At 55.7% G+C, this 24,536-nt stretch carries 20 protein-coding genes and 1 pseudogene; 7 read left to right on the top strand and 14 right to left on the bottom strand.

Features of this window, described 5'->3' with window-relative positions:
* Positions 1 to 381: 381 nt before the first annotated feature.
* A complete protein-coding gene (locus ACV22W_RS04915; RefSeq protein ID WP_448018139.1) occupies positions 382 to 882 on the bottom strand; it encodes an N-acetyltransferase family protein in 501 nt (166 codons plus the stop codon).
* Positions 883 to 938: 56 nt separating this feature from the next.
* On the opposite strand from ACV22W_RS04915, the gene ACV22W_RS04920 reads away from it, so the two are divergent.
* Positions 939 to 1,136, top strand: a complete 198-nt coding sequence (locus ACV22W_RS04920) for a hypothetical protein (RefSeq protein ID WP_448018140.1) — start codon at positions 939 to 941, stop codon at positions 1,134 to 1,136.
* 642 nt (positions 1,137 to 1,778) lie between these two features.
* Here the strand turns inward: ACV22W_RS04920 and ACV22W_RS04925 are convergent.
* Positions 1,779 to 2,102 (bottom strand): hypothetical protein, encoded by a 324-nt coding sequence (locus ACV22W_RS04925; protein WP_448018141.1) that lies wholly within the window; start codon positions 2,100 to 2,102, stop codon positions 1,779 to 1,781.
* On the opposite strand from ACV22W_RS04925, the gene ACV22W_RS04930 reads away from it, so the two are divergent.
* The 3 genes from ACV22W_RS04930 to ACV22W_RS04940 all read left to right on the top strand — a co-directional run bounded on the left by ACV22W_RS04930 (position 2,101) and on the right by ACV22W_RS04940 (position 3,567).
* Entirely contained in the window at positions 2,101 to 2,517 is a 417-nt protein-coding gene (locus ACV22W_RS04930) for an acyl-CoA thioesterase (protein ID WP_448018142.1), read from the top strand. The two genes, ACV22W_RS04925 and ACV22W_RS04930, sit on opposite strands and share 2 nt — an antisense overlap.
* Before the next feature lie 113 nt (positions 2,518 to 2,630).
* Positions 2,631 to 3,053: a carboxymuconolactone decarboxylase family protein gene (locus tag ACV22W_RS04935; RefSeq protein ID WP_448018426.1), complete on the top strand. Its 423-nt coding sequence runs from the start codon at positions 2,631 to 2,633 to the stop codon at positions 3,051 to 3,053.
* Positions 3,040 to 3,567, top strand: a complete 528-nt coding sequence (locus ACV22W_RS04940) for an acyltransferase (RefSeq protein WP_448018143.1) — start codon at positions 3,040 to 3,042, stop codon at positions 3,565 to 3,567. Before ACV22W_RS04935 ends, ACV22W_RS04940 begins: the two co-directional genes overlap by 14 nt.
* A 253-nt stretch (positions 3,568 to 3,820) precedes the next feature.
* Here ACV22W_RS04940 and ACV22W_RS04945 read toward each other — a convergent pair whose 3' ends face one another.
* Complete coding sequence (locus ACV22W_RS04945) at positions 3,821 to 4,321, bottom strand: GNAT family N-acetyltransferase (RefSeq protein ID WP_448018144.1); 501 nt, start codon at positions 4,319 to 4,321, stop codon at positions 3,821 to 3,823.
* Between the two features lie 1,133 nt (positions 4,322 to 5,454).
* On the bottom strand, positions 5,455 to 7,341 hold the full coding sequence (locus tag ACV22W_RS04950; RefSeq protein ID WP_448018427.1) for a serine aminopeptidase domain-containing protein: 1,887 nt from the start codon (positions 7,339 to 7,341) through the stop codon (positions 5,455 to 5,457).
* Positions 7,342 to 7,869: 528 nt separating this feature from the next.
* Here ACV22W_RS04950 and ACV22W_RS04955 point away from each other — a divergent pair.
* A complete protein-coding gene (locus ACV22W_RS04955) occupies positions 7,870 to 9,375 on the top strand; it encodes a mannose-1-phosphate guanylyltransferase/mannose-6-phosphate isomerase (RefSeq protein WP_448018145.1) in 1,506 nt (501 codons plus the stop codon).
* A gap of 436 nt (positions 9,376 to 9,811) precedes the next feature.
* Here the strand turns inward: ACV22W_RS04955 and ACV22W_RS04960 are convergent, their stop codons facing one another.
* Entirely contained in the window at positions 9,812 to 11,224 is a 1,413-nt protein-coding gene (locus tag ACV22W_RS04960; RefSeq protein WP_448018146.1) for a sigma 54-interacting transcriptional regulator, read from the bottom strand.
* Between the two features lie 255 nt (positions 11,225 to 11,479).
* Positions 11,480 to 11,731 carry a transposase gene (locus ACV22W_RS04965; RefSeq protein WP_448018147.1) on the bottom strand — a complete coding sequence of 84 codons (252 nt, stop codon included), beginning with the start codon at positions 11,729 to 11,731 and terminating at the stop codon, positions 11,480 to 11,482.
* 884 nt (positions 11,732 to 12,615) lie between these two features.
* Here ACV22W_RS04965 and ACV22W_RS04970 point away from each other — a divergent pair.
* On the top strand, positions 12,616 to 13,074 hold the full coding sequence (locus ACV22W_RS04970) for a hypothetical protein (protein ID WP_448018148.1): 459 nt from the start codon (positions 12,616 to 12,618) through the stop codon (positions 13,072 to 13,074).
* 65 nt (positions 13,075 to 13,139) lie between these two features.
* Here the strand turns inward: ACV22W_RS04970 and ACV22W_RS04975 are convergent.
* The 4 genes and pseudogenes from ACV22W_RS04975 to ACV22W_RS04990 all read right to left on the bottom strand — a co-directional run.
* Positions 13,140 to 13,805, bottom strand: a pseudogene (locus tag ACV22W_RS04975) (phosphatase PAP2 family protein); the annotation flags it as partial.
* A gap of 718 nt (positions 13,806 to 14,523) precedes the next feature.
* The gene (locus ACV22W_RS04980) at positions 14,524 to 16,170 is read right to left on the bottom strand and encodes a beta-glucosidase (protein ID WP_448018149.1); all 1,647 of its coding nucleotides are present in this window, start codon (positions 16,168 to 16,170) and stop codon (positions 14,524 to 14,526) included.
* A complete protein-coding gene (locus ACV22W_RS04985; RefSeq protein WP_448018150.1) occupies positions 16,167 to 17,372 on the bottom strand; it encodes a hypothetical protein in 1,206 nt (401 codons plus the stop codon). Before ACV22W_RS04985 ends, ACV22W_RS04980 begins: the two co-directional genes overlap by 4 nt.
* A 164-nt stretch (positions 17,373 to 17,536) precedes the next feature.
* Positions 17,537 to 17,926 carry a hypothetical protein gene (locus tag ACV22W_RS04990; protein ID WP_448018151.1) on the bottom strand — a complete coding sequence of 130 codons (390 nt, stop codon included), beginning with the start codon at positions 17,924 to 17,926 and terminating at the stop codon, positions 17,537 to 17,539.
* Positions 17,927 to 18,171: 245 nt separating this feature from the next.
* On the opposite strand from ACV22W_RS04990, the gene ACV22W_RS04995 reads away from it, so the two are divergent.
* On the top strand, positions 18,172 to 19,377 hold the full coding sequence (locus tag ACV22W_RS04995) for a glycosyltransferase family 4 protein (RefSeq protein WP_448018152.1): 1,206 nt from the start codon (positions 18,172 to 18,174) through the stop codon (positions 19,375 to 19,377).
* Between the two features lie 575 nt (positions 19,378 to 19,952).
* Here ACV22W_RS04995 and ACV22W_RS05000 read toward each other — a convergent pair.
* The 4 genes from ACV22W_RS05000 to ACV22W_RS05015 form a co-directional block, all read right to left on the bottom strand.
* Positions 19,953 to 21,296: a hypothetical protein gene (locus ACV22W_RS05000; RefSeq protein ID WP_448018153.1), complete on the bottom strand. Its 1,344-nt coding sequence runs from the start codon at positions 21,294 to 21,296 to the stop codon at positions 19,953 to 19,955.
* A gap of 37 nt (positions 21,297 to 21,333) precedes the next feature.
* Positions 21,334 to 22,431, bottom strand: a complete 1,098-nt coding sequence (locus ACV22W_RS05005; RefSeq protein WP_448018154.1) for an acyltransferase family protein — start codon at positions 22,429 to 22,431, stop codon at positions 21,334 to 21,336.
* A gap of 269 nt (positions 22,432 to 22,700) precedes the next feature.
* Positions 22,701 to 23,024, bottom strand: a complete 324-nt coding sequence (locus ACV22W_RS05010) for an acyl carrier protein (RefSeq protein WP_448018155.1) — start codon at positions 23,022 to 23,024, stop codon at positions 22,701 to 22,703.
* 237 nt (positions 23,025 to 23,261) lie between these two features.
* The gene (locus ACV22W_RS05015) at positions 23,262 to 24,314 is read right to left on the bottom strand and encodes an amino acid--[acyl-carrier-protein] ligase (RefSeq protein ID WP_448018156.1); all 1,053 of its coding nucleotides are present in this window, start codon (positions 24,312 to 24,314) and stop codon (positions 23,262 to 23,264) included.
* Positions 24,315 to 24,536 lie beyond the last annotated feature (222 nt).

Here is a 24,536-nt window from a genome sequence, read left to right on the forward strand (position 1 = left end):
GCCCGGTGATGTTGCGCCAGAGGCTGGCAACCATCGAGGACTTCGTCGCGATGATTGTTCCCCCAACACGTGCTTCGCGCCGGAACTTGGCGTGACGATCGCCCATGCGATCCGCGGTAGCGCGATCAACGCGCAGAACGGTCGACATGGCGGGCTTTGGTTGCGGGATTCGCAGGGGCAGAGGAGGATGTGATCTATGAAGGCAACGCACATGGTGGCGTGCACGGCAGGAGAATAGTTGTGCGCACCAGGCGGGCTGCCAAAGGGGCGGCATGCTGATATCGCAGGTCGTGCCGCTTCCGTATTTGATCGACCATCACAGCTATTGCAGCGGTCTTTCGACTGCCTCGATCAGCCGACAGCGTGGCGTAAATTTGCGATTCATCCCACAAAGGAGAAAACGAGAAAATTGTCAGCCTGCAGCCGAAATTCGGCCACTTGGCGCATCCCCATTCGCTCGTGAGCACGAATCGATGCCGAGTTGTTTTGCCGTATGAAAAGAACACCTTCGCGCCCCGGCTCCAGTCGACGCAGCTCAGCAAACATGGCCTGCGCCAACCCTTTACCTCGCTCCGACTCATCGACACAGATGGGGCCATAGACGTACGCGTCCGATGCCCCGTAATAAGCAGCGAACATTGCTTGAACAACAGGCAAATCTGAATTCATTTCTCGTGTAGTCGTCATCAGAAAGCCCACTATGCGGCCGGCTCGACGCGCGACGATGAGTGGCATGCTTAACATCATCTCGACAACACGGGAGGGTGGCAGTTCGGCAGCCAGCAATCCCCCGCGCTCGGTCTGATTTTCCGCCTGAAGCGCCATTATTCCATTCAGATCGGCGTCGGTTGCCCGGCCCACGTCAACATCCAGATCCTTCATTGACTTCCTCCACGAGAGGATGGCAACTGTCTAAGACAATAGCAGAGTCCGTCTCCATGGCGACCGTGGGAACACTTGACCTGTTGCAGCGCGTCAAGGTCCGGGCCCCGAAGATCGTACTCATCCTGCGATCAGAATACGTTCAAGGGGAGTCGATTGCGGAGACCGTCGGCGACGAATCGATTCAAAAGCTCTTGATCAAACTGTGGGAAATGGAACCTCTGCATGAGCATATCGCCGAGTCGTTTCAATGATTCGAGCACGGTCGCGCGATCGTTGCGTCGATAGATGGCTTGATGGGGCTGGATGTCGCGCGCAACGGTGTTCGCCTATTCCTCGTCAGGTCTATTGACCCGTCGACAGTTCGCGGTCCCGCTTGAGCAGATACGCATCGGGCGCATCCAGCCCGTCAAACGCGTGCTGCCAATGACAGAAACACCCGATCGGAAATGGCGTGGCACTTGCATGAATCTTTCACCGACTCATCGATAATCGCTTTCTCAGCGTCTGTGACATACGTCGACTGATCAACGAAAAACACAAAAGGGGATTGTGTTGGCGCGGGCTGTATCGGATCTGCAAGCGGCCCGCAGCGACGACCGACGACGATCCACCGCGGCTGTGCCGTCACTATTCGCGAAGCCGTGAAATTGTCGCGACGCACGATTGGCCCGAGCGTTCAGTTCTCTTCAAGTTCTCCGGGGCCATGCGCGATACGAGAAAATGCTCTTGAATTCTTGCACTCTGCTTCCTATTGTTTACTCCGGCGACGCAATGCCGCTTTCGAGCATCTTCCTGTGTGTCAATCAGACAGAGGATGAACCGGCAAGCCTGTTTGGGCGCAGTCTTGACAGATTGCGAGTGGACTCGTGCTGACGCTGAGTTTGACGATCCACCTAGCGGAGTGAAAAAGCAGGGCTTACCGGGTGCGAAGCACGAATTTGCTCATGCGTGTGGTCGATGGTGGGGATTGCGTGGTTACGGAAGGCATGCAGCGCAGCTTCGAAGCACAGTCGAAGCAATTCGCCATATGCCTGAGTCACTACCATACCGGTCTCCGGCGCTTGCTCGATTCCACCTGACGAAGGCTGGACCTGATTCGATGAAAGATGAGTTCTATATGGATGTCCGATGACAGGAAATGCTCGAATTGCGCTCACCTGAAAATCGGAGTCGTTGCCGACAGATAGATTTTCACGTTTGTCATGGAGGCTGGTCATGGAAAAAAGGTATTTCGAAACGCCGATTGAAGTGAGATATAGAGACACCGATTCGATGGGGCACGTTATTGCCTCGGTGTACTATGAGTATATGATGCACGCGTATCTTTCGTTTATGCATAAAATCATGGAAATTCCGATGGAAGATAAAATTCCTCAAATTATGGGAAGGAGTTCGTGTGAGTATGTCAAGCCGGCTCGATACGGGGATTTGATCATTGTTAGAAGCAGTGTTACTCGCTTTGGGACAAAAAGCTTCGATATCGAGTACCTCATGGAAAGTGTCGGTGGAATAGGACATCACATCGCTACAGGAAATTCTTCTCACATTATGTACGACTATAAGGGGCGGCGACCGATCTTGATATCCGATGCATTCAAGAAATCGGTGCTCGATTTTCAGATCGAACTTTGATGGATCGAAGTTGTTGCTGTTGTATGAGTGGATTGAATTTTTTTGAATGGATCGTGAGTGCCTGTTTTTTGACTCGGGCGGTCGAAATTTTATGTCAATATCGAGGGGATGCGATGAAGAGCGAGCGGTATATCGACGGAATAGGCAGATTGCGAGAAATTTACGGGCCGGTCGGTGAGAGTGTGATCGCAAACGCGGAAGACATTGCGCCCGATTTTGCGAAATTCGTGGTGGAATCGTTCGGCGACATGTACTCGCGATCGGGGCTCGATCTGAAGACGCGAGAGCTCCTGGTCGTCACGGCGCTCGCCACACTTGGCACTGCGGCGCCTCAGCTCAAAGTGCATCTTCATGGCGCACTGAATGTTGGATGTACTCGCGCGCAAATAATCGAAGCTTTTATGCAGCTGGGATTCTACGCAGGTGTGCCCGCTGCATTGAACGCGCTCTTTGCGGCGAACGAGGTCTTTCGCATGCGTGACTCCGCACCGCGAGACCATTCCGGATTGTCGGGAGGGGACGATGGCATGTTATGAATTGGAGGGAAAGCGCCCTCGAATTGATGAGTCGTCGTTCGTCCACGAGCGTGCCGTACTGATTGGGGACGTGCATATCGGCGCCGGTTGCTACATTGGTCCGTGCGCAAGCCTGCGCGGCGATTTTGGCCGTATCGAAATTGGAGCGGGGAGCAATGTCCAGGACAGTTGTGTTCTGCATGTCGCCCCGGGAGAGATTTGTCGGCTGGACGTGAACAGTCACATCGGTCATGGTGCGATCGTCCACGGCGCGGACATCGGACGGGATGTGATGATCGGGATGAACGCAGTCGTGATGGACCGAGCGGTCATTGGGGCGACATCAATCGTCGGAGCATGCGCGTTCATTCCCGCGGGGCAGCACTTTCCGCAGGGTGTGTTGGTGATCGGCATGCCTGCGCACGTGGCGCGTGAGCTGACGCAAGATGAGATTGATCGCAAACGACGTGGCACCGAAATATATCAGCAACTTGCACGAGATTGCCTGTCTTCACTCATTCGAATTGACATTTGATCGCCGTCCGACACGGTCCGGGAGTCGACCGGTCCGGCGAATGGCCTGACCACCTGGCGCGGCCTGAAAAGCTCGGCTCCGCACTTGCCGATCGGCAGAGTTGTCCACGTGCTCGAAACCAGCGCGACTGATGCGATCGCCAACAAGTTGCTCTCGAGCTCAAGCCGAGGCGAGCTGGGTCGGTCGATTGCGTGATCGCATATGGGTCTCGAGCACGGACAGGATGCGGTTCACTACCGTTTGACATCGCCCGTCACGTAACGGTGTTGATGCACCGTTTGCGGAAGAAGAGGTAGTAATCGTCTTGGTCGATGATTTCGAAACCGTGCCGCAGATAGAATCCTGATGCCCGCTCATTTAACCGGAAGGTCTGAAGACACACATCGAGGTGGCTGTCGGATGCCATTTCGCATACGTGCCGCAGAACCTGCATGCCGATGCCTTGGCATTGAAATGCAGGGTCGATGAGCAACAGTGCGATATCGATCGCGTTTTCGTCATGCGGTTGTGTGACCAGCACGCCGCAGGGGGTGTCCGATTCGGTGACTATTGCCATGCAGCGATCAATCGGGTAGCTCAGACGAAACGCTGCGTGTCTGAAGGCGTCGTCCCAGCCTATGGTCCGACGAAAGTACTGGCTGAGCATGTCCTTGTATAGACCGAAGAAGTATTCAAGTTGATCGGTGCGGGCCGGAACGGTCCGCGCATGAATGACCGAGGAACTGATCGTGTCATGAACGGTTGGATGGATCATCGCGATTCTCTCTTTGTTGAGTTGGCAGTACGCCGTATGGACTTCCCGTGGTCACCGATCCTTGGTTTCGATACCCGATAAGGGTTTGCAAAAACGAATCTGACATGCGGGCGGTTCGACACGAAAGCGAGCACGCTTTTTCGCACACCGAAGAGTGGAATTGCAGCAAAAGAAGCGATATCGCTTGAATCTTAAACCCGTGAATCGAAATGTGATTCACCGAATGGAAAGGGTGCATCCGATGAAAACGGTGGCCCAAGGCATGATGCATCGTCGAATGATGCGCCACGTGCGCCACGTGCGCCATGTGCGGTATCGCGGTGCAATGACGCACACAAGTGCTCGGACGGTCCGGATTCGATCAGATCAGAGCTCGATGAGCCGAGGGGGTCTTTTCAGTCGTCTGTACCAACCGCCGAACATAGGTATAAGCGGTCCGGCAGGAAGGGGAAATGACAACGGCAGTACGGGAATAAACGGGGTGGGTGGGGCGGGTGCAGCTGCGACACAACTGAAGGCGCCGCAACATTCGCATGAGCAGTGGCCGTTTTTGGCAGTCTCAATGGTATGAGTGGGTGAATTTGCACCAGCGAACGCGGAATTGGCCGACGCCTCGACGAGACCGTAAGCGCTTGTCTCATGTGGCGTGGTGGCAGTGGGTGGCTGGATGAGCCAACTTCCAAATGCAACGAACAACGAAAGGACGGCGGCCAGTGTGAGTCGCATCGCGCAAAAAATGAGTGCCCGAATCAGCAGGCCATCTCGCGGCACACGTATCAAATGTTCGGTAGTGCGCTTTGAGGTGCGAGGAAAACGTGTCCGCGCTCCGGGCGCGAGTCCAACGTCGACATGATCGCCTTCCACATTGGCCAGACGGGTCTCTGTACCGGGCAAAGTATGAGCCGACGTGACCGGCGTGACTTGTGGAATCGCTGTTCGAGCTCGATGAGCGTTTTGATCTCGACACGGGTGCGCAATCATGCGCGGATCGGCCGTTTTCCGCGCACATGGCTGTTCTAGCTTTGCACGAACTTGTATAGCCTTCGGTTGGAGCGCGGGGCGAAGCCGAGTCGACTGCTGCACCTCAGGCGTGTCAGCGATGCTCATTTCGTCACAACCAAGTCGTTGCTTGTCTACTTCTTTGGAATGGAAAGCTCAGGTGTGATAGCACCTCCAACCGTGAGCGTCTCCGTCGAGGGTACGCCTGAACTGGCCAGCGAGGTCAGTGATGCAGGATGAGGCAGCTCAGTTCTTCGTCCAGGTGCAGTAGTGCGTGCGTTCTCACTCTGTTCGGAGAAGCGAATGTCCTGCAGTAGTGCCAGACAGGCGGCCGTGACCTCCTCGCGGGCTCGTCTGTTGAGGACCTCATGGTCCACGTTGTGCAGAACGAGCGCGTTCAGTCGCGGCAGCTTCTTGATGCCGCGCCGGCCGATGCCGAAATGCATGTAGAACTCATCCAGTGCATGGTCCCTTGGGCTGAACAGAAGCTGGATACGAATACCTGCCGCGTCGAGTCGTCGAAAGAGTCGATGCACCTGATAGCTCGATGTGGTCGTAAACAACATGTCGTTGGACCAGATCGAAAGCAGACTCTGGACTCGTGCCAAGGCGTGGCGCCACAAGGTATGAGCCACGGGGCCTAGGCGAACTTCCCCGCGCATGACCTGAAACCACTTTTCCGGACATATCATCGAGCGCAAATTTGCGCGGGGTGAGCCCCGCGGACGCCGAGCAGCCTGTTGGATCGTGCAACCTTCCGGTAGATTAAAGCTGGCGGGATTGACGAGCACGAGCCCGCGAAGAACAGGATTATCACGCGCTGCATTCAGCGCGGCATACGCGCCGGCGCAAATCCCGAAGATGACGACGTGTCGATAACCGCGCGCTGCCAGCCAGTCCACCCAAAGCGATAGATCTGACGAGATTGAATCGAACGTGATTTCGCCTGGAATACGGACATGTGCTGCGCCCTCGCTATCGCCCATGCCGTTCGCGTCGACGCGAAGCGACGTATAGCCGTGACTGGCCATCTCTCGTGCAAGTTCAACGCCGAAACGTCCATCGCCGACATGATGGGTTGCCGCCGTATTCGCAATCAGCAACGCGGGCGCGGCCGGTTCACATTGCTGCACCGGTTCGCACAAGATGCCCGGGAGTCGGCCATCATCAGCCTTGACCGCACGTTCGGTAGCATCGGGTACTGAGATCCGCGCCGGCGTGTGAGTCAGGGGAAGCCTGCACGAGGATTCTGCACGGAGCCCGTTCTTCATGGATAGCCAGTCTGCAGCGGCATTGAGCAGGGTAACCGGCGATTCGGTCAACCACGGTGGGCATAGCGTTTGAGCGTAATCGGGGAACTCAATCGATTCGACTCGGACACCCTGCGCCGCAAAATGTTCGGCGAGCGCGTCGCTGCCGTCACGCTGACGATTGTGTGCGATCAGCACCCGGCTAGCAGAAGATCGCGGCGCTTTGCAAAGATCGATCTCGCCAAGAGCCTCGAGTCCCTGGGCGCTGAAGAGGTGTCCGAAGATCTCGCGGGCGCCATGCGGGCTTTGAGGGGAGTTTTCCTCCAGACCGGCACGGCGGCTCCACGTCTGATGCAAGATGCTCAATTCGCGCAGGAAGCGCTGCGCCGACACGACTGGCGCAAACATGACGATCGACTCGACTTCAGTTTGCCTCGCCGCCAATGCCGCAATCGTTGCGCCGAAACGGAATCCCGCAAGCGAGACGCGTTTGGCCGACGTTGTGTGTTTCAACCAGGTGACAGCGTCTACAACCTCCGCAACCCAATCCAATGGACGTACCCAGTCTCCGGTGTCGGTTGAGTCGCCAGTCCCCAAATAGTCGAAACGCAGCACGGAAATGCCTCGCAACACCAAGTAGTGCGCGAACTGACGCATTGCATGGTGCAACCACATGGCTTCGTGTCCGAGGGGGTTGCACAGCACAACCGCGCATTCGCCGTGGGCAGCATGCAACCATCCGGCATGTCCGCTGAAAACGACTGGTTCCATATTTTTCACGGTCTCTTATCGGTGGGCATTTCTTGTCACGTCAGGATTTCATGCGAATCGCGAGGAGGCATTCATCCCATCGTTGAACGCGCTTGCCGTACGAATGTTGAACGAATCGTCACGCCTTCGACGTTGTGACTGGCTCACCCGGCAGTCGCTCTTCATGAAGATTCAGCATGCAATGTCGGTGCTCATTCCTTCGGTGCGCTTTCACACTTTTGATAGTACGGGGGCTGGATGTGCCCGAATGATGCTCGACACGCGAACGCTTGCAATACACCTGCGAACGGGCACTTTGTCGCTCATTCATGCCTTTGTTCGAAATCGAACAGAACCCTGGCATCCAACCCCTTACGTTGACGCTGTCTGCTCGTGCATTTTTGGGGTACTCGTTTTAAACATGACTCGTTGCGCCGAGCATCCGTACACCCAATCAGCAAATTTCCCGAGAGGTACGTCTCGGGAAATTTGCTGCGGGATTTGCCGGTGCGGATTGCGCAAATCCACCCGTGAGAAGGGAGCCAATCGATGATGAGCACCACGTTTGAATTTCGATCGACACAGCCTGCGAACGCGGCCGACAGCGTTTGCCTACCCATTCAACCCGTGATCCTTGCGGGTGGGGCGGGAACCAGGCTGTGGCCGCTCTCGCGAGAACAGTATCCGAAGCAGTTGCTTAGATTGCTGGGCGAAGAGTCGCTGCTCATGGCAACGGCGAAGCGCCTGGACGGTCTGTCCAAGACATGGCCGGTGTCGGATGACGTGCTTCTCGTGTGTGGCGAGAGCCATCGGTACATCAGTGCCGAGCAACTGCGCTCGTGCAGCAAGTCAGCGCGTATCGTACTGGAGCCCTATGCACGCAATACCGCACCGGCGCTCACCTCCGCCGCACTCGTGCGTACATCCGACGAGCAGGACGCCATCCTGGTCGTGATGCCCGCCGATCATGCTGTGCCGGATATCGAATCGTTCCATGCCGCGGTGTTACGCGCCGCTCGCTACGCTGCCGACGGTGCGATAGTGACAATCGGCGTTGTTCCCCGTCGCGTCGAATCGGGCTACGGTTATATTCGCGTCGGCATGCCTATCGGGCAGCACGGCGGCTTTGCCATCGATAAGTTCGTCGAGAAACCTCATCACGAACTGGCTCAGCAGTATGTGCATTCCGGCGAGTACTGGTGGAACAGTGGAGTCTTCGTGGTACGCGCGTCGGTCTGGCTTACGGCGATCGCTGCAGTCCGTCCGGATATCCTTGCTGCTTGCAGCGCAGCTTATCGAAACAGTACGCCCGACGACGAGTTTATTCGCCTTGCAAAGCAGGACTTCACGAATTGTCCTGAAGACTCGATCGACTATTCCGTCATGGAACGACTGGGCGAGTGTGGCAACATTGCTGGCGTCGTGGTTCCGATGGACGCGCCATGGTCGGATGTCGGCTCGTGGGACGCAATCTGGGAAATCCTTCCGAAGGATTCTACCGGTAACGTGGGCCAGGGACGGATCATGTTCGAGGACACCGTCGATACCTTCGCGCACTCTCAGGGGCGCTTGATCGCGTGTGTGGGACTGCGCGATGTCGTCGTCGTCGAGACCGCAGATGCAATACTGGTCGCTGACAGGAAGAATGCCCAGCAAATCAAGGCGGTTGTATCGCGCATTCGAGCCGAACACAGACCAGAAGCCGATAATCACCGAAAGGTGCATCGTCCGTGGGGACATTACGATTCGATCGACGCAGGTGAGCGGTTTCAGGTCAAGCGTATCGTCGTGAACCCCGGCGAAACCCTTTCGTTGCAAATGCACCACCATCGGGCCGAGCATTGGATCGTGGTAAAGGGAACAGCCCACGTGACGCGTGGCGACGACACCTTTCTGCTCTCGGAGAACCAGTCGACGTTTATTCCTCTCGGAACCGTGCATCGCCTCGGAAATCCTGGTAAAACGCCGCTTGAAATCATCGAGGTTCAATCAGGCACCTACCTCGGTGAGGACGATATCGTAAGGTTCGAGGACAGCTACGGAAGACTTGCGTAGCGCACGCGCGCTTCGTCAGTTCTTCGAAGTCCCCGGATTTCGCCGTAAGCCCCGCTATTCGCATGGTTCGAAGACAACGTCTTTCAGCGTAATGAGCAAGGTCCGTGATCCTTGGTGACACGTCGGGTTCGCGGAGGCCGGTGTTTTCCACGACACCATTGTCGGTAGGCGCTGCCGAGAACGCGTCCGGCAATGGCTGTCGTTGCGACTGACACGGCCCGGTCGGACCGAAATATTTCGTGAGGATAGTTGCTGCGAAGCCAACCATCTTTGCGACGCATGGCATTTGCGTCGATCACTATATGCGCAGGCAGCGAGCCCTGAGCGAACACGACGAAGCACGCACCCCAATTGCCGGGATGACTTGTGTCGCTACGAATAAGCGACGCATTCAATATGCGAGGCTTTGTTTGTCCACAAAGCCCGGCCGGGACGCTTACAAGTCGTACGTACTCATGAGTCGATACAGGGTGGCGCGCGAGACTCCCAGTTCGGCGGCCACCGGGAACAGTCGCCGTCGATGCCTCAGCAGCGAGGCTTGGATCGTGCTTTTCTCTGCGCGCTCGCGCGCCTCGGCGAGCGTCGTTGGTTGTTGTGCGGTGAACTGATCGAGGTCGAGGTCCGCAGCGGAGATCAACCGGCTGTCGGCCATGATGATCGCGCGGCGGATCCGGTTGATCAGTTCGCGCACGTTGCCTGGCCACGAATACGTGTACATCGCTTCGATTGCGTTCGGCGTGAAGCCGCGAATCTTTCGCGCGCCGTCGCCATTGAACTTCTGCAGCACGTGATGTGCGAGCAATTCGATGTCCTTGCCACGCGCGCGCAACGGCGGCTCGTCGATGCGCAGCACACACATGCGATGGAACAAGTCTCCACGAAACTGTCCGTCGCGGATGGCGGTTTCGAGATCGACGTGCGTTGCCGATATGATCCGAACGTCGATCGGAATCGACTCTTGACCTCCGAGCCGCTCAATTCTGCCTTCTTGAAGGAAACGCAGCATGCTCGCCTGACTCTCGAGTGGCATGTCGCCGATTTCGTCCAGAAATAGAGTACCGCCGTGTGCAGCCTCGACGCGGCCGATCTTCTGTTTGTTCGCGCCGGTGAATGCACCGCGCTCATAGCCGAAAAGTTCGGATTGAAGGAGGTGGTGCGGAATCGCGCCGCAATTGATGGTGATGAACGGGCCCTTGCGGCGCGCGGATTGCTTGTGGATTGCGATCGCGGTCAGTTCCTTGCCGGTGCCCGACTCACCGGAGATGAACACGGCCGCGTCAGTGTTCGCCACCTTGCGAATCGTTCGGAACAGATGCTGCATCGCGTCGCACGTACCGACCATCTCGTTGCCAGCCGTGCCCGTGGAATCAGTCTCAAATTCGCGATCGCATAACGTCACCATCCCATATGCGTGGCTGGCCAGGCAATCGATCAACGTTCGCGACAGTGGCTTTTTCACATAGTCGAAGCAGTACTGATGGATCAACTTACGGATCTCTGGCTCTGAAAGACGCTCGGCACTTGCGAGTGCTATCCAGCCGATCTGCTTGTGGCGCAGGATCGGCTCCAGTGCGGTTAGGTCGCGCGTCTTGAGGCCATCGAGGTCGATGATTCCCGCCCGGGCGGCCCCGGGATTCTCGATCCGTCGCGCATCATGCACGGATTTCTCGCATTGCACGTTCCAGTGTTGATCCTTGAGAAGAGCCACGAGTCCGGTATCGGGATGACGTGACAAATACAGGCACGGACGCATGGGCGGCGAATGCGATTGCTCACGCAGATGCGTTGTTGCATGAGATGACGCGGCGGCTTGCAAAATCTGGGGGACAACAAAGCGCGGCTCTTGCATACATTGCCCTCGGAGTTAAATAACCGCGCCTCGGGATTTGGAAGAAGCGCTGGTCGATCATGACGTTCGGTACGTCGAGCACGAATTGATCGCGACCAACGCATCCGCCGTTGAATTTTTGCTTAACAGACGAAACGACGACGATGCACGCACCGGGTAGCCCAATCCCCAGGACGTTCTGGAGTTGCCTTTCGTCAGGATCCAGAGCCGAGGCTGCATCGAACCAAGCTCGACTATTCAGTCTGCCTAATCAGTTCACCCGGTATTCGTCGGGCCTTCGTCGTCAGACTTCGTTGTTGACCGAATCTGGTCGCGATACTGCCGGCGCCAGCGCGACAGCTGACTTGGATTGACGTTGTATCGGGCCGCCACCATATGCAGTGATTTCGTGGGGTCGAAGCTCTCGCGCACGATCTCCCATTTCTTTTCCTGCGTCCAACGTCTACGACGCTTCGACGGATCATTCAATGGTTCGGCCGAGTCTTGGGAAGCAGCAGTCACAGGCACGATCATTTCCAAAATTGGTGATGTCAGTTCGAGGCCGCGCCTGGAAAATTGCAGAGCTGCACCAGTCGCGCACGACGCACTCGGGCGTGGATAGCACTTGAATAGACGTGAACGCTGATCTAATCGGATGCAATTAGATTCCGCGTCGATTGTGCTCGCATCGAGGTGAATCAGGGTTCATCCTGATGTCATAACGTGCCGCGTGCGATTTAAATCAGGTTAAGTCAGAAATCTAACCTGTCAGCATGCACACTGTGCACTCTGGCGGGTGTGGTTCATGCTAAGTCAGAAATCTAACTTGGCAATTAAATAAGCTTTCCTCACTATTATTGACTAAATTGAGGTGCAGCGGGGAAGAATGTAGGGCAGGTGAGGGGGTATTTCCAACAGAGCATTCACGAATTATTTCAATAATAAATATCGTATATAATTGCTGCCCCGTTTTTGACGCAATCTTTCATTTCAGTTTCATCTCGATCGCTCATGTCGGTGTGCGCACTGGTCGGGTTGGCAACATGAGTGCATGGCCCCTTGGGCTCGTCTGGGTGTGACCGGAGCGGGCCTCTTGATGCAATCATCTCTTCAGACGCGGGTGATTCAGAATCACCAGGCAACGGGTGAAATCCCCGAATGATACTCGCCTGTGTGCGGCGGATTGTTCATTTTTTGGGAAAAATAGGAGCGATGTGGTCCACGCAACAGATGCACCTTCGGCTTCGTATGCATATCGGCATGATCTAAATAGAACTTTAATTCGGGGCTTGACTATTGGGGATGTGAAATGGAACTGTTGATTTTTGATTGCGGCCAGTTAGTACTATTTTGTCTCTGGCGGGCGTATTTGTCTGACGTAAAACGTTTGCGTGCAGCTTGCGATAGTGTGGATGGAAATGATTTTGGGGAGAGGGGCGGAAATTGTAACCTGGGTAACGGATGACCAAAGGCGGGCGGAAATAATTACATGGAATGCTGCGGCAGGCGTTTGTATAACGCCGATCGCTAACCTGACAGAACGTAGGTCGACTCCGTGTGCATCACGGTTGCTTTTTATTTCGGTGTATTTGCTTTTGAGTGGGGGCAAGCCCAATGAATACAGTGCTCCTCATGTTGACGGAGTCGATACCGGATTGAGCGCGCGTGAGGCGTCATTTTTCAAAATCGGGGGTGCTGGACACGATCTGGTCGACCGCGATGAATTCGAATACGATGCTACGTCAATGTCAGTGGCCAGTGTAATCGACACGGATCAATGGGTCGCCGTGCCTGTCCGGAAAGTCAGTGATAAGAATTGCCATGGGATGCGAGATATTCGTAGTCCGGGGTTCGAAGGTTTCGTCGCATGACGAATCCGCAATGAACATCGGCTGACGCCGCGCTACGTCAGCGTGTCGTGTTGGCACACGCCATGTCATTGACGGAGTTTCTCGGCCTGCATCTTTCCCCATTGGGATAACTCCACTGCGTTGCGGTCGATCGATGCCGATACCGGTGCGATTTTTCCGTGGTACATGACGACGGCAGCCAGAGCCGCTGCCGCGAAAGGCGTTGGATCGGGCAGGGTCAATCCAGTGGTCCGTGCACGGGGAGCTGCACGGCGAGCATCTGAAAGCGCGAGCTGCGCGCAGGTCAGCGTAGCCACGAGAACACCTGACACCAGCCCGCTAACCACCTCTGACGTCGAATGAAAGCCGAGTAGTACGCGCGAAATGCCGATTACGCTCGCGAAGGCGAGACCATAGACATATGGTCCGATCGCCGTGGTTCTGCGTGTGCGGTCCTCGCAGATGGACAGTGCGGTGGGGTAGACCGCACTTGCAAGCATCGTATGTCCGCTGATCACCGTAAAATTCAACGCGGATACTTCCACCCCCCAGATAATGTGAACAACCCGGCTGGCCGCCACGATTGACCCGCTGATCGCCATGCCGCTCGTCCAGATGACGAGCGCTCGCGTCGAGCGCGTCATCGCGAGCCATGCCAGTATCAATCCAGCGAGCGGGACCGTGAGGTATGGATCGCCGAAATTCGTCAAGTACATGAGCAGTCGCATGAAGCGGGTCCAATCGAATGGGCGAGGGAGCTGCGTGCTGCACGGATTTCACGGAACGAAATGTAGCGTCGGCCACGTGTCGAAACTGTACGAATTCGAACACATGATCCGTCGTATGCATCATGGTGCACGGGAATCTTGTACGTTCAGAATGGTGTTCGCCGCCGGCGTCGTTGGCCGACGCACTGATGACAGCGCTACCCATGAGCTGTGGCAAACTTGCATCGCTGGCAAATCCACGTTGGCACTTGATCGACATCCACTCGAAAGCTATGCGTCTCCTGATAATCATCGCAGTGCTGGAAATCATCGCGATCATCATTGTTGCATCGCTCTGCATCGCGGCACGACGCGGGGACGTGCGCACCGAGCGCATGCTGTCGTCCGACGAGATCGAGGCACGTCGGCAAGTCACTGAGGGGCCAAGTCATATCTCAGGGATCACTGTTGCCAGGAATGCTGCGACCCGGTGGTTCAGTAGGCTGTTTCACGACAGTAGAAGCTAGCCGGCTGCGATATAGCGACTGGAAGGGAGTGTGTCGGCGCTGAAAGTCTTCAAAGCTTGATTCAGTCGACTGAACGTGAATCGCCGTACCAACGAGGCGCGGTGAGGGGGCGGGCCTTCGGTTCGCCGACATGCCTGTCTCGGTCAAACGCGACAACATTCACGAATTTGCGTGAGTTAAAGATTGTGGCGTCGCGAGCACCGCCAAGCATGAGCGCACTGCAAGCTGTACACGAGCTAGTTTGCATGACCTGCAGCAAGGAGATAGCGCGGCAACGGTCCGAGCGTCCATTCGAATGGTTGAGAGGCGACCGTGACTGGTTTTTCCACACCTTGCCAGTCTCGTTGAATGTACTGGCCCGGAGGCAAATTTATCGACGCGACGCGTTGGGCTGGGCCAACTGTCCAGCCAGCCGTGACCGTCTCGCTGTTCCCATACTGATACACCTTGACGTCATCGGTATCGATGAGTGCATCGCGCCATGGCCGGTTTGCCAGGGTCGTGGCAAGTACGGATGCCGCGACAAATGCGGGTTTAGGCGAGAGATCGTGATGCAGCAATCCGAAGTGGTGCTCAAAATTGTCGGGATCCATGCCGTCGTCCATCAAGTCATACCAGAACAGCACTCGTATTGCATCATAGCGTCGAGATAGCAAATAGCTACGTGCCAGATTGGCAGCCTGGCTCGTTTCGTCTTGTCCCGGTACCTTGCGATTCACGGGCCAGCCGAATTCCGTGACCCAGACTTGGAGCTGCCGGCCGTTTGTCTTCGGGTGCCGTACGGCGAGCGACTTCAGGTATGGCCACGTCGTCGGGATGCTGACGACGTCGATAGGGCCGCCTTTTGCCGGGTAGCCCAATTCTGGCGTGTTCGGTGACATGTAGGGATGGACGCTGAAGCCATCCTGGTCATCCAGTCCCCCGTCCTTGACAAGCTGGATCACGCAGTCGCCCCCGGGGCCGCCGCCTATGCCACCTCCACCACAAGCGATGACCTTTGCGTCCGGACTCGCTTTCTTGATGGCGGAATACGACGCCTTGAGCAGCGAGAGATAGCTCGAGTAGCTAATCTGGTCGAAGGACGGCTCGTTCCACAGCTCCCAGTGCTTGACGATCTTGCCGTAGCGCTTCACAACCTTGCTGACATAGCGGACGAACAGGGTCCGGGCTTCTGCTGTCTGCGGAAATAGCGATGATCCGAAGACGCGAGGGTATGCTCCCGCGTTGCCGTAATCGAGCACGATGAGCGGCGAAATTCCCACCCGGACGGCTTGTTGGAGGAACGCGTCATAGCGCGCCGGAAAACTGAACTGGCCGGGTACCTTTTCGATTTCCTGCCAGTAGAGCTCGTCGCGAATCCAAGAGAATCCGGCATGCCTGATCAGTGGCAGCAAGATTGACGGCGAACCTTGACCTTGTGCGAAGTGCGTGACGATGCCGAAGTCCGCAGGTGCCTCACTACTACGCTTCGGCATGACCGCGATCGTCACCGACGTATGACCGAGCGGTGTGCCCGACAACGAGTGTGACTCGGCCTCTGCCCGATAGAAGCCTGGTTTTGGCATCATGGCTACAATGCTCACGGGCTGGCGTTGCTGCGTCGCGTCGATCTTCCGACGGTAAGTGGCAACGGGGGTGGGGGCAGCTTTGCCACTTTCGTCGAATGGAAACACTTGCACGGTTAGCTTGGCACCCATCGCATCGACCGACGCCGCCTCGAATATGAGCGATATCCGCTCACCCGGCAGACGATAGAGAGATTCTGCGTCGTTGACATTGCGAAGTTGTGCAAGGCAATTTATCGGTAGCGACAGTAGCGGCAAAGCGAACAGGAGCGTGCGCAACAGTGACCGGTAGTTGGCGGAATATTGGCAGAAGTTCATCGCGCGCCTTGATCAGGATAAGCTGTTACCGTTGCAGTCGTTGGGCGCGTGACGAATCGCGAGCGCATCGGTGGCGTTCCGCGCTGGCGCCGTACGCTGAGATATGCAACGAAGCGGGACCAGTAACACAGCAGATACGCGATCGGTACGAACGATGTCACCGTCGTCATTCCCACGGTTGCCGTGATGAGCAAGCAAAGCAGTATGACGAAGCCATCGCTTGCCGTGAAGGCGAATACACCTAGCAATACGAGCCCGGCGAGCAATCCCAGATCCGCGAACAGACCTGGAATGCTGGTAAAGGTGGCGTCGCTGACGAAGTAGATATCCCGGTTAATCAACACGTACGGCAAGTAGCCGTAATCGTCAAGCAACTTGCGGGCGTTGATACCTCGGACGAGGTCGGCGAAGTGTGCATCGAGCAGGAACGGATAGCCAGCCAAGCGATGTGCGAACGTTTGCGATCCGAAGAAATCGTGCTGGCTCATATAAAGCGCAAGCACCATGGTGATGGTGAAGTAGGCGATCAGAGAAACAACGGGATGGACTGCACGTAGCTGCCTGCGAACGAGATACAGGAGCGCGAAAATCAAGAGTACAAAGGAAGACTTAGATAGACTGACGAAGAGCCCCACGCAGTACAACGCCAGCATCCATCTGTTGCGTCTTCCCTGAAAGAGATACAGCACGAACGATGCTGACAGAAGCGATGCAAAAAAACCGGCTTCACGCGAAAACCCGCTGACACGCGCGAAGTACAGGATTTCGTAGTAGTTCGTGTTGGTCTGGGTTGCCGCCTCGCCCCAAAGCATCTTCGACACTTCGTCGGGTCCCAACTGAATCGACAGCCTATAGTCGACATAGTAAAGGACGAACTGCGCAATGCCGAACAGAATGTTCACGGCCATCCATCCGTGTAGATACTCGATTCTCCGTGCGATCGTGTACATCAAATAGCCGACGCATACCGCGATGGACACGATTTTTGCCGCCATCATCGGGCTACCGAGAAGGCACACAGTGATCGCTATTCCCACGGGTACGATCCAGCGACGCAATGTCGATACCAGAAATGCGATGAAGCCAGGATCCAGAAAGGGCAGGATGGTGTATAGGTAGATGGTGACGCCGGAGACCTGCGGATTGAAGATCACACAAGTGAAGAACAAATAGAAGAGCATCGAAATCGTTCTGGCGTACATCAAACCCTCCGGCGTTGAACTGCATGAAGTCAAACACGGGCAAGGGTGTCATGCCATCCCTCGGCTTGCGATCTTGGCGGACCTACTGACGCATCCATGTAGAGATACCGAGCGTGTTGCATGCAGTATGCAACCGCACTTGTGCAGGTGCCGGATTGCCTGGGTCATCCCGCTGCTTCATCCCAGCAGGAACGTGTCATCGTATGGCGGCACAATGTCACGAATATCCGGTGCAATCCGCCGAGCAGATGCAAACCCATGCGCAAGACATCAGAGCACGGGTCCGTTCCGAGTTGCCAGTAGCGCGGCACGAACTCGTCATGAGCGAATGTGGTTGGCATCATCATCACGTTCGAGAAGGGATCCGGCGGCATTGTCTTGTTGGCCAACAACGTCCAGTCCATGAGTGCTATCTCGATCGTACACATGGCATCGACATGAACGATGCGGTGGGGACTGGTCACGCTGGACATGAGGTTTGGTGTAGCAAGCAGAGTGATTTCTGGTGTTGCGTGACCTTGCTGGTGGCCGGCATGTCGATGAGCCATATTCATGCTGCGCCCAACGTGTCGAGGAATCGGTGCGGAATCGCACTTTGCCTCATGGCACCTGCAATGAGCGACATCGTACAGTTATGGCACGTTGGAAATGGCCTAATACGTCGCACCGAAAGTGCATTGGGGAACGTGAAATTCCGTTGGTTCGCACTGTGCCGACATGTCGAACGCCTTTCCGTTTGCAATGCGAGTTTCTAACGAAACAAAGCACCATCGTGCCGAATCGCCGAGAGCCTAGCCTCATGACGCAAATGATTGCTGACTGCAACAACACCCCTGCGCAGCCGAATGCGTACGACGCATCGACCCAGATGAAAATTCTGGACGCAGGCCAGACCGTCTCCTATATGCGCGGACAGCCTGACAGGCGTGGGAATTTCGCGATCAACGGGAAATTTGCTTCACAACGAATGACTGGTGTGCAACGGGCTGGCTATGAACTCGCCGTGGCGTTCGTGCGACTTTTTCCGAACGACGGGAGCCCGCCGCTGCTAGTTCCTTCGAATGCCCGAAATGGTGTCATATTCCCCGGATCGAAGATGACCTCTCGCTGGCTCAAGGGATCGATGTGGGAACAATTTGCGCTGCCGTTTTTGATCGGCGAGCGCACCCTGCTCAGTCTTTGCAACATCGGACCGTTGTTTGCTAGGCGCCAGGTGCTGATGGTGCACGACGTTGCCGTCTATGATTTGCCGGAAAACTACTCCTGGAAGTACAAGGTATGGTATCGCGTTGCGTACGCGATCCTGACGCGAAGGGTGCGTCATATCGTGACCGTCTCGGAGTTTTCGAAGCAACGAATCTCGGAGCGCCTGAACATCGCGGCGTCACGCATCTCAGTCATACCCAATGGCGTCGATCACTTGGACCGAATCATTGCAGATGTTCGGGTTTTGTCGCGGCTGAATATCAAGAAGGATAACTATGTGTTAATCGTCGGTAGCCTTTCGGTGGGCAAGAATCTGGCTCGGGTTCTTGCTGCCGTGGAGCAGCTTGGCGGAAGTCGCGGCTGGCAGTTTGTGGTAGTGGGAGCGTGCGATCTACGTGTATTCAATTCGACGCCGCGACCAGATTTCGATTTGTCAAAAGGCGTTATCAAGGCCGGCTTTGTTTCAGATGGTGAGCTGAAGGCACTTTACAAACATGCTGGATGCTTCTTATTTCCTTCGTTATATGAAGGGTTCGGGTTGCCGCCACTGGAGGCAATGTACTGCGGCTGTCCGGTGGTAGCATCGCGCGAAGCGGCATTGCCGGAAGTATGCGGCGACGCGGCAATGTACTGTAATGCATGGTCGGTCGACGACATCGCCGAAAAAGTGGCGCTGATGATGACTGATTCCGCGATGCGCGAGTCCTTGCGCGCACGCGGATATGCGCGTGCACGCGGCTTCCGGTGGGACGCGTCGGCTCGTCAATTATTGGACATTCTCGAGCGTGAGGTCTCGTAAGTTCGAATGTTTTGTTGCTATGTGGAGATCCCCAGCGTGGCACGAATTGCACACGGAATTTATCAAGTTATCGAAATCCAAAAAAACTGTCCGATATGTGTCGGACGGGCGCCGATATGACAGCAGCGCGTCGAATGCGTGGCGCGTCATGCCGATATCACGTGTGCCTAGCGGGAACTGAGCGTCAAGCAGTCCGCTGTGAGTTGACAGGTCAAAGCGGTCGATGGACAGCACGAGATTGTCCTTCTTTATCGGCAAATCCGAACACTGTTCGTGGCGAATCGTTTGGGCAGGTGCATGGACACGTACTGCCCTGAGATCATGCCGGTACCGGACGATTTTGTCGCTCACGTTAGAACGCTGCTGCCCCGGCTGAATGCGAATCCAGCGGACTCTCAGGAGACTGCGTTGCGCGACGCGCTGGCGATCGCGTCCGCTGACTGACCGCGACAATCGATCGTCTCGCCTGGCCGGCTGATCTGTGATTTGCCGACATGCTGCCGGTGCAAACCGAGCCGGGCATCGAATTTACGCTGTCGCGGTGCGTCGCCGGCGGCAGGGCGCACCGCTGACGCTCATTTGCGCGATTCAAACGTCGATTCGAGTCGAGTTACAACTTCGTCAAGGAGAGAAACGCCGTTCTGTTCTGCCGCACGTGTCAGGTTCTCGTAGAGCGTCCCAACCGGTGTAAAGGTGGAGTCGAGTCGGCGAACCAGTTCGGAATTCTCGGAAACTTGATTATGAGAGGCTGCATCACGTAGCCGCTGATATAGCGCGAGCGGTAACGTGTATTCGGCGGTGTGCACATCTCGGTCGGGTTGATCGTCATCCGGATACGTGGACAAAAATAGCTTGAAGGCATCGTGAGCGGGCTTTCTTGTCAGTGAATCGAGCTTCAGGGATGAATTGGAACTGATTTTTTGGAATGATGTCGTGGTGGTGGAAGAGATTCCCCGTGATTTTGACCTCGCGTACGCAGAGGCAGCCATCTTCGACTTCATTGCTGCATATGCTTTTATATCCATGTTCACTGACGCCGCATTAGACATGTCAGTATCTGCATGAATCAGGCCAAAGTTGCCACTGTAGTCATCATACAGCGCATACCAGCAAGTGTTGATGACGTTGTAGTCGTCCCGATACTCACGGTACTCAGCCAATGCAGCTCTTACGTAGGTGGCTTGTAAGTCGAGATAATCATTATTCGGAATGAAGCCGAGCTCGGTGATCCAGATGGGAACGCCAAACTTGGCAAGCTCTTCCAGTACGTTGTACGGTGTGCCGGTGCCGTCATTGGCGCTGTCGATCCTTCCACTTGATTCGTACCAGTGCCAGCCGGTGTAATCCCAGCGAACCGGGGGATGACCACTTGAACCATTTGGTTCGGTGCCATACCATAACATCTTATTAAATGCCGTGAGTGTCGTTACGCCGCCGCCGATAATAATTTTCGCATCGGATTGTACGGATTTTATACCGTCTATCGCACCGCGAATTAATTCTCGGCAATTTACGTAATTTGTTTGCTTGTATCGGGATGGATCTGTCCCAGGGCCTTCGCCATTGCAATGAATTGAAATTTCGTTAGATACCTCGTAGATTGGGCAATGCTCATTCAGAATTTCAGCCGTAACCCTTCCGAAATATAATCCGGCTTCGTAATTTTCGCTATCAAACGGCGTGTGATGAGCGAGGCAAGGTACAACGAGGATGTCTTTTTTTTCCGCTTCTTTTACATGTTCAAGTACAATTTTGGCCTCGTCTTCCAGACCGTAGCAGTCTATTCGTGCGACAGTGCATCCAAGTTCGTACAGTTCGTCAATGACTTCCGCTGGTGTTTTAAACCAAGGGGCCTCGCTGTACTGTGGATGAATATTCATTCCATAGAACAGTTTTTTTGAGTCGAAAAGGCGCGTCATGGTCAGCTCCTTATAGAGTACATGGGAAATACGCTAATCAACCGGCAACGGGCCCTGCAGTTGTTGCCCCGCGCTGCGCGGATGATCCGACAGGTTTAAGCGAGAGAAATCGCTTTTCGATGAAGTGCCATGATGCTGCGGCAAGGAGAAGCGTAGGCGCCACGGATAGTGCGAAATTTAGTAGCGGATTGCCGGCGGTGTGAAAGAAAAGCGCAACGGTCTGTTGAACAGGAAACGCATAAATATAGACACCATAGGAAAAATCCCCGAAACGCCCAACCCACCCGAGCGCGGCCGGTTTCGCAAGTGAGAGCGACAGGATTGCATATGGCAGAATCAGGAAAAGACCTAGTTCGTAGGCGACGCCGCTCCCGGGGATCAACAGGAGGGCGGGTAATGCGAGCATTGCTACTTGCATCTTGAAGGCGTGTTGCGGTGCTGTGATGCGCCATGCCGCGCCGAGCAGGAAATAGGGGGCTACGTTAAAGGCATCAAGGATAGCCCGGCCGTGGCCGATGGGTTCGAGTTGCGCGATGCGAACCAGATACAGACTTGCTGCACACAGCGCGACGCAACCGATGAGGATACGCACCTTCTGTCCCGCGCCTCGCAGTACCAGTAACGGCGTAACGATATACATGCCGAACTCGACCGGCAACGTCCATAGTGACCCGTTTACGGCATCTGGGTACGGCAGGTTATGGAACACGCCTGGAAGCAATGTGGCTGGCCGCAAAATGATGTTCTCGAGATAGCGCGGCAAGAGCGGCGATCGAAAGTAATCGCCGAGTGGAAGCGTGCTGACGAGGGGGCCCAGCAAAACGACGCACACCAGTGTATTTATCACCAAACCGGGGAGTATTCGCAGAATCCTGCGGAGTAAATAGCGGCCAACAACGGGGTCGCGCCGCCAACTTTCGATTACGAGGTAGCCGCTGATCACGAAGAAGACCTTCACCGCTATCGTGGCCACCTGATTGCCGAACAGCGCCGGTAATGTGCTTCCCGTGAGGGGAAACGCATGTCCGTACAGGACAACGAGTGCCGCGATCAGGCGGATCGCATCGAAGTTGTCCTGCGGCCGCGAATCAGAGCGAGTGGCCGAGCGCTTGTTAGCGGTAGCTGGATGCTGCATGGTCGTACGACTCCTAGAGCGAAGGGGCAATCGGACCAGAGTTGATTAAAGCCGACTGAAGGCAAGCTGCCGCGATAGTTGCTTGCGTCCGGGCTTATGCAATGTCTGATGCTTGAGGTCGACGTTCCGTGCGCAAGCGCACTCATCGTCCGGCAGCCCGGGCGGGCCCTGATTTTTCGGCCTTGTGATTTTCCGACGCTCACCCCATCGTCAGGTTCTTGACGTGGAACTCGCCGAGGTCGGCAAGTCAAACGTCGTGCGAAGTACCGTCAGTAACTCGTTGGCAACGCGGCATGGCGTATGCAATCGGAGTCGACGGCGGATTGGGCCACTGGCGTGGTTCGTGCCGATACGTTCTCATGTTGCAATTGAGCGATCACCGCGGCCAGCGAATCGATGCTGGAAAAGAGCTCGTACTTGAGCATGGAATCTGGAATGCGGATGCGAAATTCGCGCTCGATTTCTATGATCAAGTGTACAGACGCCAGCGAAGTTAGGCCGACAGCATATAAGTCGCTATGGTCGGCCAGCGCGTCGATGGGAACGTCCAGGCATTTCGTATCGGAGATGATTTGTCGCAGCGTGTGTTTCATGTTTAAGTCCCCATCTGTTGATGCCGCAATTGGAAAATCATGTCGTGCGATCGGCGTGTGACGCTAGGCGTTGTCTCGACGCGGCTCGCAAGCTGCGGCGCTCGGCGGGCATGCCGATGCACAATGGATTTGGCCGTCGCAACGGATGAGAGTCAATTGGGCTCATACTGACGACGTCCATGCAATCACGTCTCGAGTTTGAGACCGAAGCACTGCAGCCTTGGCAGGAAACCAGGGTCACGAAGAGGTGCGTCCCCACAGCGTCGCACGTACTTTTTGCGGCCATTCGGCGGTATCGAAGCCATGATGTTTGAACAAACCAAGTGCCAGGCGCTCGAGCCCAAATCCGCAGCAGCCAGTGTGTGCGATTTCACCGATGTCGGTATGTATCTTCCATAGTGCGCTAAAGCGGTCCTGATGGTAATTGAAGCTGCCGCAGGCAGTGGGCTTGTCCGGATTGATACCCGAAACGAGCAGCTCGAACTTCAATGCTTTTTTGCGCTGACTATCGGCCATGAATTTCCCCACCCGACCGAAGAACGGATCGTTGGCGAGTTCGATGGACGCCGGTAGTCCGAGGGAGTCAATCATGTCCGTCGCATATTCGATCCAGTTCTCCCGAAATGCCAGAACCTGTGCGGCCGTTCCCATGCATACGAATTCGCGCTGCCGGAACATCAACATGCGCTCTGGCTCATTGGAGGGTTCGTGCCGGCAACAGTACGAGAAGATGTCGATGAGCCGGCCTCCTGCGGGAAGCGGGCCACGCTGAGCCACCACAGGGTAGACCGGATAGCAGGCGACAGGGGTGACGGCGATCTTGGTCGGTTTGACGTCTTCAGTCCAGTCTTCCTGATTGTCGAGACATTTCAGCAGACGTTGATGTCGGAGCTCGTCGCCGCTGAAACAGAATACGTTGCCGATCTGGTCGGGAAAGTTTTTCCAGTAACCGCTCTGCTCGAGAATTTGACGGTTCATCGCGGGCGGAAAGCGGAGAACTTCAACGTCTTTGTCCGCACCCCATCGGCCAATCAGCTCACTGAGCTTGTCGACAACATCCTCGAAGGTCGCGCTTCGGCCATACAGACCCTCAACTCCGGTGGAAATAAGAAGACCGGCCTTGATAAGGGTGGCGAGATAGGTCTCATTTTCGGGGACATCATGCGCCAATGCGTTGCTTGCGATGTGATGGGCTTCCGACGATGTCAGTTGGCCGGAGCCGTTGTTTCCTTCTCGGGACAGTGTACTTTCCTGGTCGAGCAATCCGGACATTCCAGCTGAATTGGACATTGCAAACTCCTTGGAGAATGGGGATACGTCGCCATGCCAGACCGAACATCATTGTTTCAGTTTCGAATCATCGACCGAACGCGTTTATCGCTTCTATGCCGAAGCCACGTTTGTTCAGGCCAACTATCGCGCCAGGACGAATGATCCATCCGTTCGGAAACGTACTGAATTTGCGACGCCAGGCAAGCATTAAGATCAACCGACCATAACGCGTCTTCCACG

Source organism: Burkholderia sp. AW49-1 (genome assembly GCF_053427845.1).

Excerpts from the sequence above, each read along its gene's own strand:
- ACV22W_RS04915 (WP_448018139.1), bottom strand. The coding sequence starts at position 882 with ATGAAGGATCTGGATGTTGACGTGGGCCGGGCAACCGACGCCGATCTG.
- ACV22W_RS04920 (WP_448018140.1), top strand. The coding sequence starts at position 939 with ATGGCGACCGTGGGAACACTTGACCTGTTGCAGCGCGTCAAGGTCCGG.
- ACV22W_RS04930 (WP_448018142.1), top strand. The coding sequence starts at position 2,101 with ATGGAAAAAAGGTATTTCGAAACGCCGATTGAAGTGAGATATAGAGAC.
- ACV22W_RS04925 (WP_448018141.1), bottom strand. The coding sequence starts at position 2,102 with ATGACCAGCCTCCATGACAAACGTGAAAATCTATCTGTCGGCAACGAC.
- ACV22W_RS04935 (WP_448018426.1), top strand. The coding sequence starts at position 2,631 with ATGAAGAGCGAGCGGTATATCGACGGAATAGGCAGATTGCGAGAAATT.
- ACV22W_RS04940 (WP_448018143.1), top strand. The coding sequence starts at position 3,040 with ATGGCATGTTATGAATTGGAGGGAAAGCGCCCTCGAATTGATGAGTCG.
- ACV22W_RS04945 (WP_448018144.1), bottom strand. The coding sequence starts at position 4,321 with ATGATCCATCCAACCGTTCATGACACGATCAGTTCCTCGGTCATTCAT.
- ACV22W_RS04950 (WP_448018427.1), bottom strand. The coding sequence starts at position 7,341 with ATGGAACCAGTCGTTTTCAGCGGACATGCCGGATGGTTGCATGCTGCC.
- ACV22W_RS04955 (WP_448018145.1), top strand. The coding sequence starts at position 7,870 with ATGATGAGCACCACGTTTGAATTTCGATCGACACAGCCTGCGAACGCG.
- ACV22W_RS04960 (WP_448018146.1), bottom strand. The coding sequence starts at position 11,224 with ATGCAAGAGCCGCGCTTTGTTGTCCCCCAGATTTTGCAAGCCGCCGCG.
- ACV22W_RS04970 (WP_448018148.1), top strand. The coding sequence starts at position 12,616 with ATGGAAATGATTTTGGGGAGAGGGGCGGAAATTGTAACCTGGGTAACG.
- ACV22W_RS04980 (WP_448018149.1), bottom strand. The coding sequence starts at position 16,170 with ATGAACTTCTGCCAATATTCCGCCAACTACCGGTCACTGTTGCGCACG.
- ACV22W_RS04985 (WP_448018150.1), bottom strand. The coding sequence starts at position 17,372 with ATGTACGCCAGAACGATTTCGATGCTCTTCTATTTGTTCTTCACTTGT.
- ACV22W_RS04990 (WP_448018151.1), bottom strand. The coding sequence starts at position 17,926 with ATGAATATGGCTCATCGACATGCCGGCCACCAGCAAGGTCACGCAACA.
- ACV22W_RS04995 (WP_448018152.1), top strand. The coding sequence starts at position 18,172 with ATGACGCAAATGATTGCTGACTGCAACAACACCCCTGCGCAGCCGAAT.
- ACV22W_RS05000 (WP_448018153.1), bottom strand. The coding sequence starts at position 21,296 with ATGACGCGCCTTTTCGACTCAAAAAAACTGTTCTATGGAATGAATATT.
- ACV22W_RS05005 (WP_448018154.1), bottom strand. The coding sequence starts at position 22,431 with ATGCAGCATCCAGCTACCGCTAACAAGCGCTCGGCCACTCGCTCTGAT.
- ACV22W_RS05010 (WP_448018155.1), bottom strand. The coding sequence starts at position 23,024 with ATGAAACACACGCTGCGACAAATCATCTCCGATACGAAATGCCTGGAC.
- ACV22W_RS05015 (WP_448018156.1), bottom strand. The coding sequence starts at position 24,314 with ATGTCCAATTCAGCTGGAATGTCCGGATTGCTCGACCAGGAAAGTACA.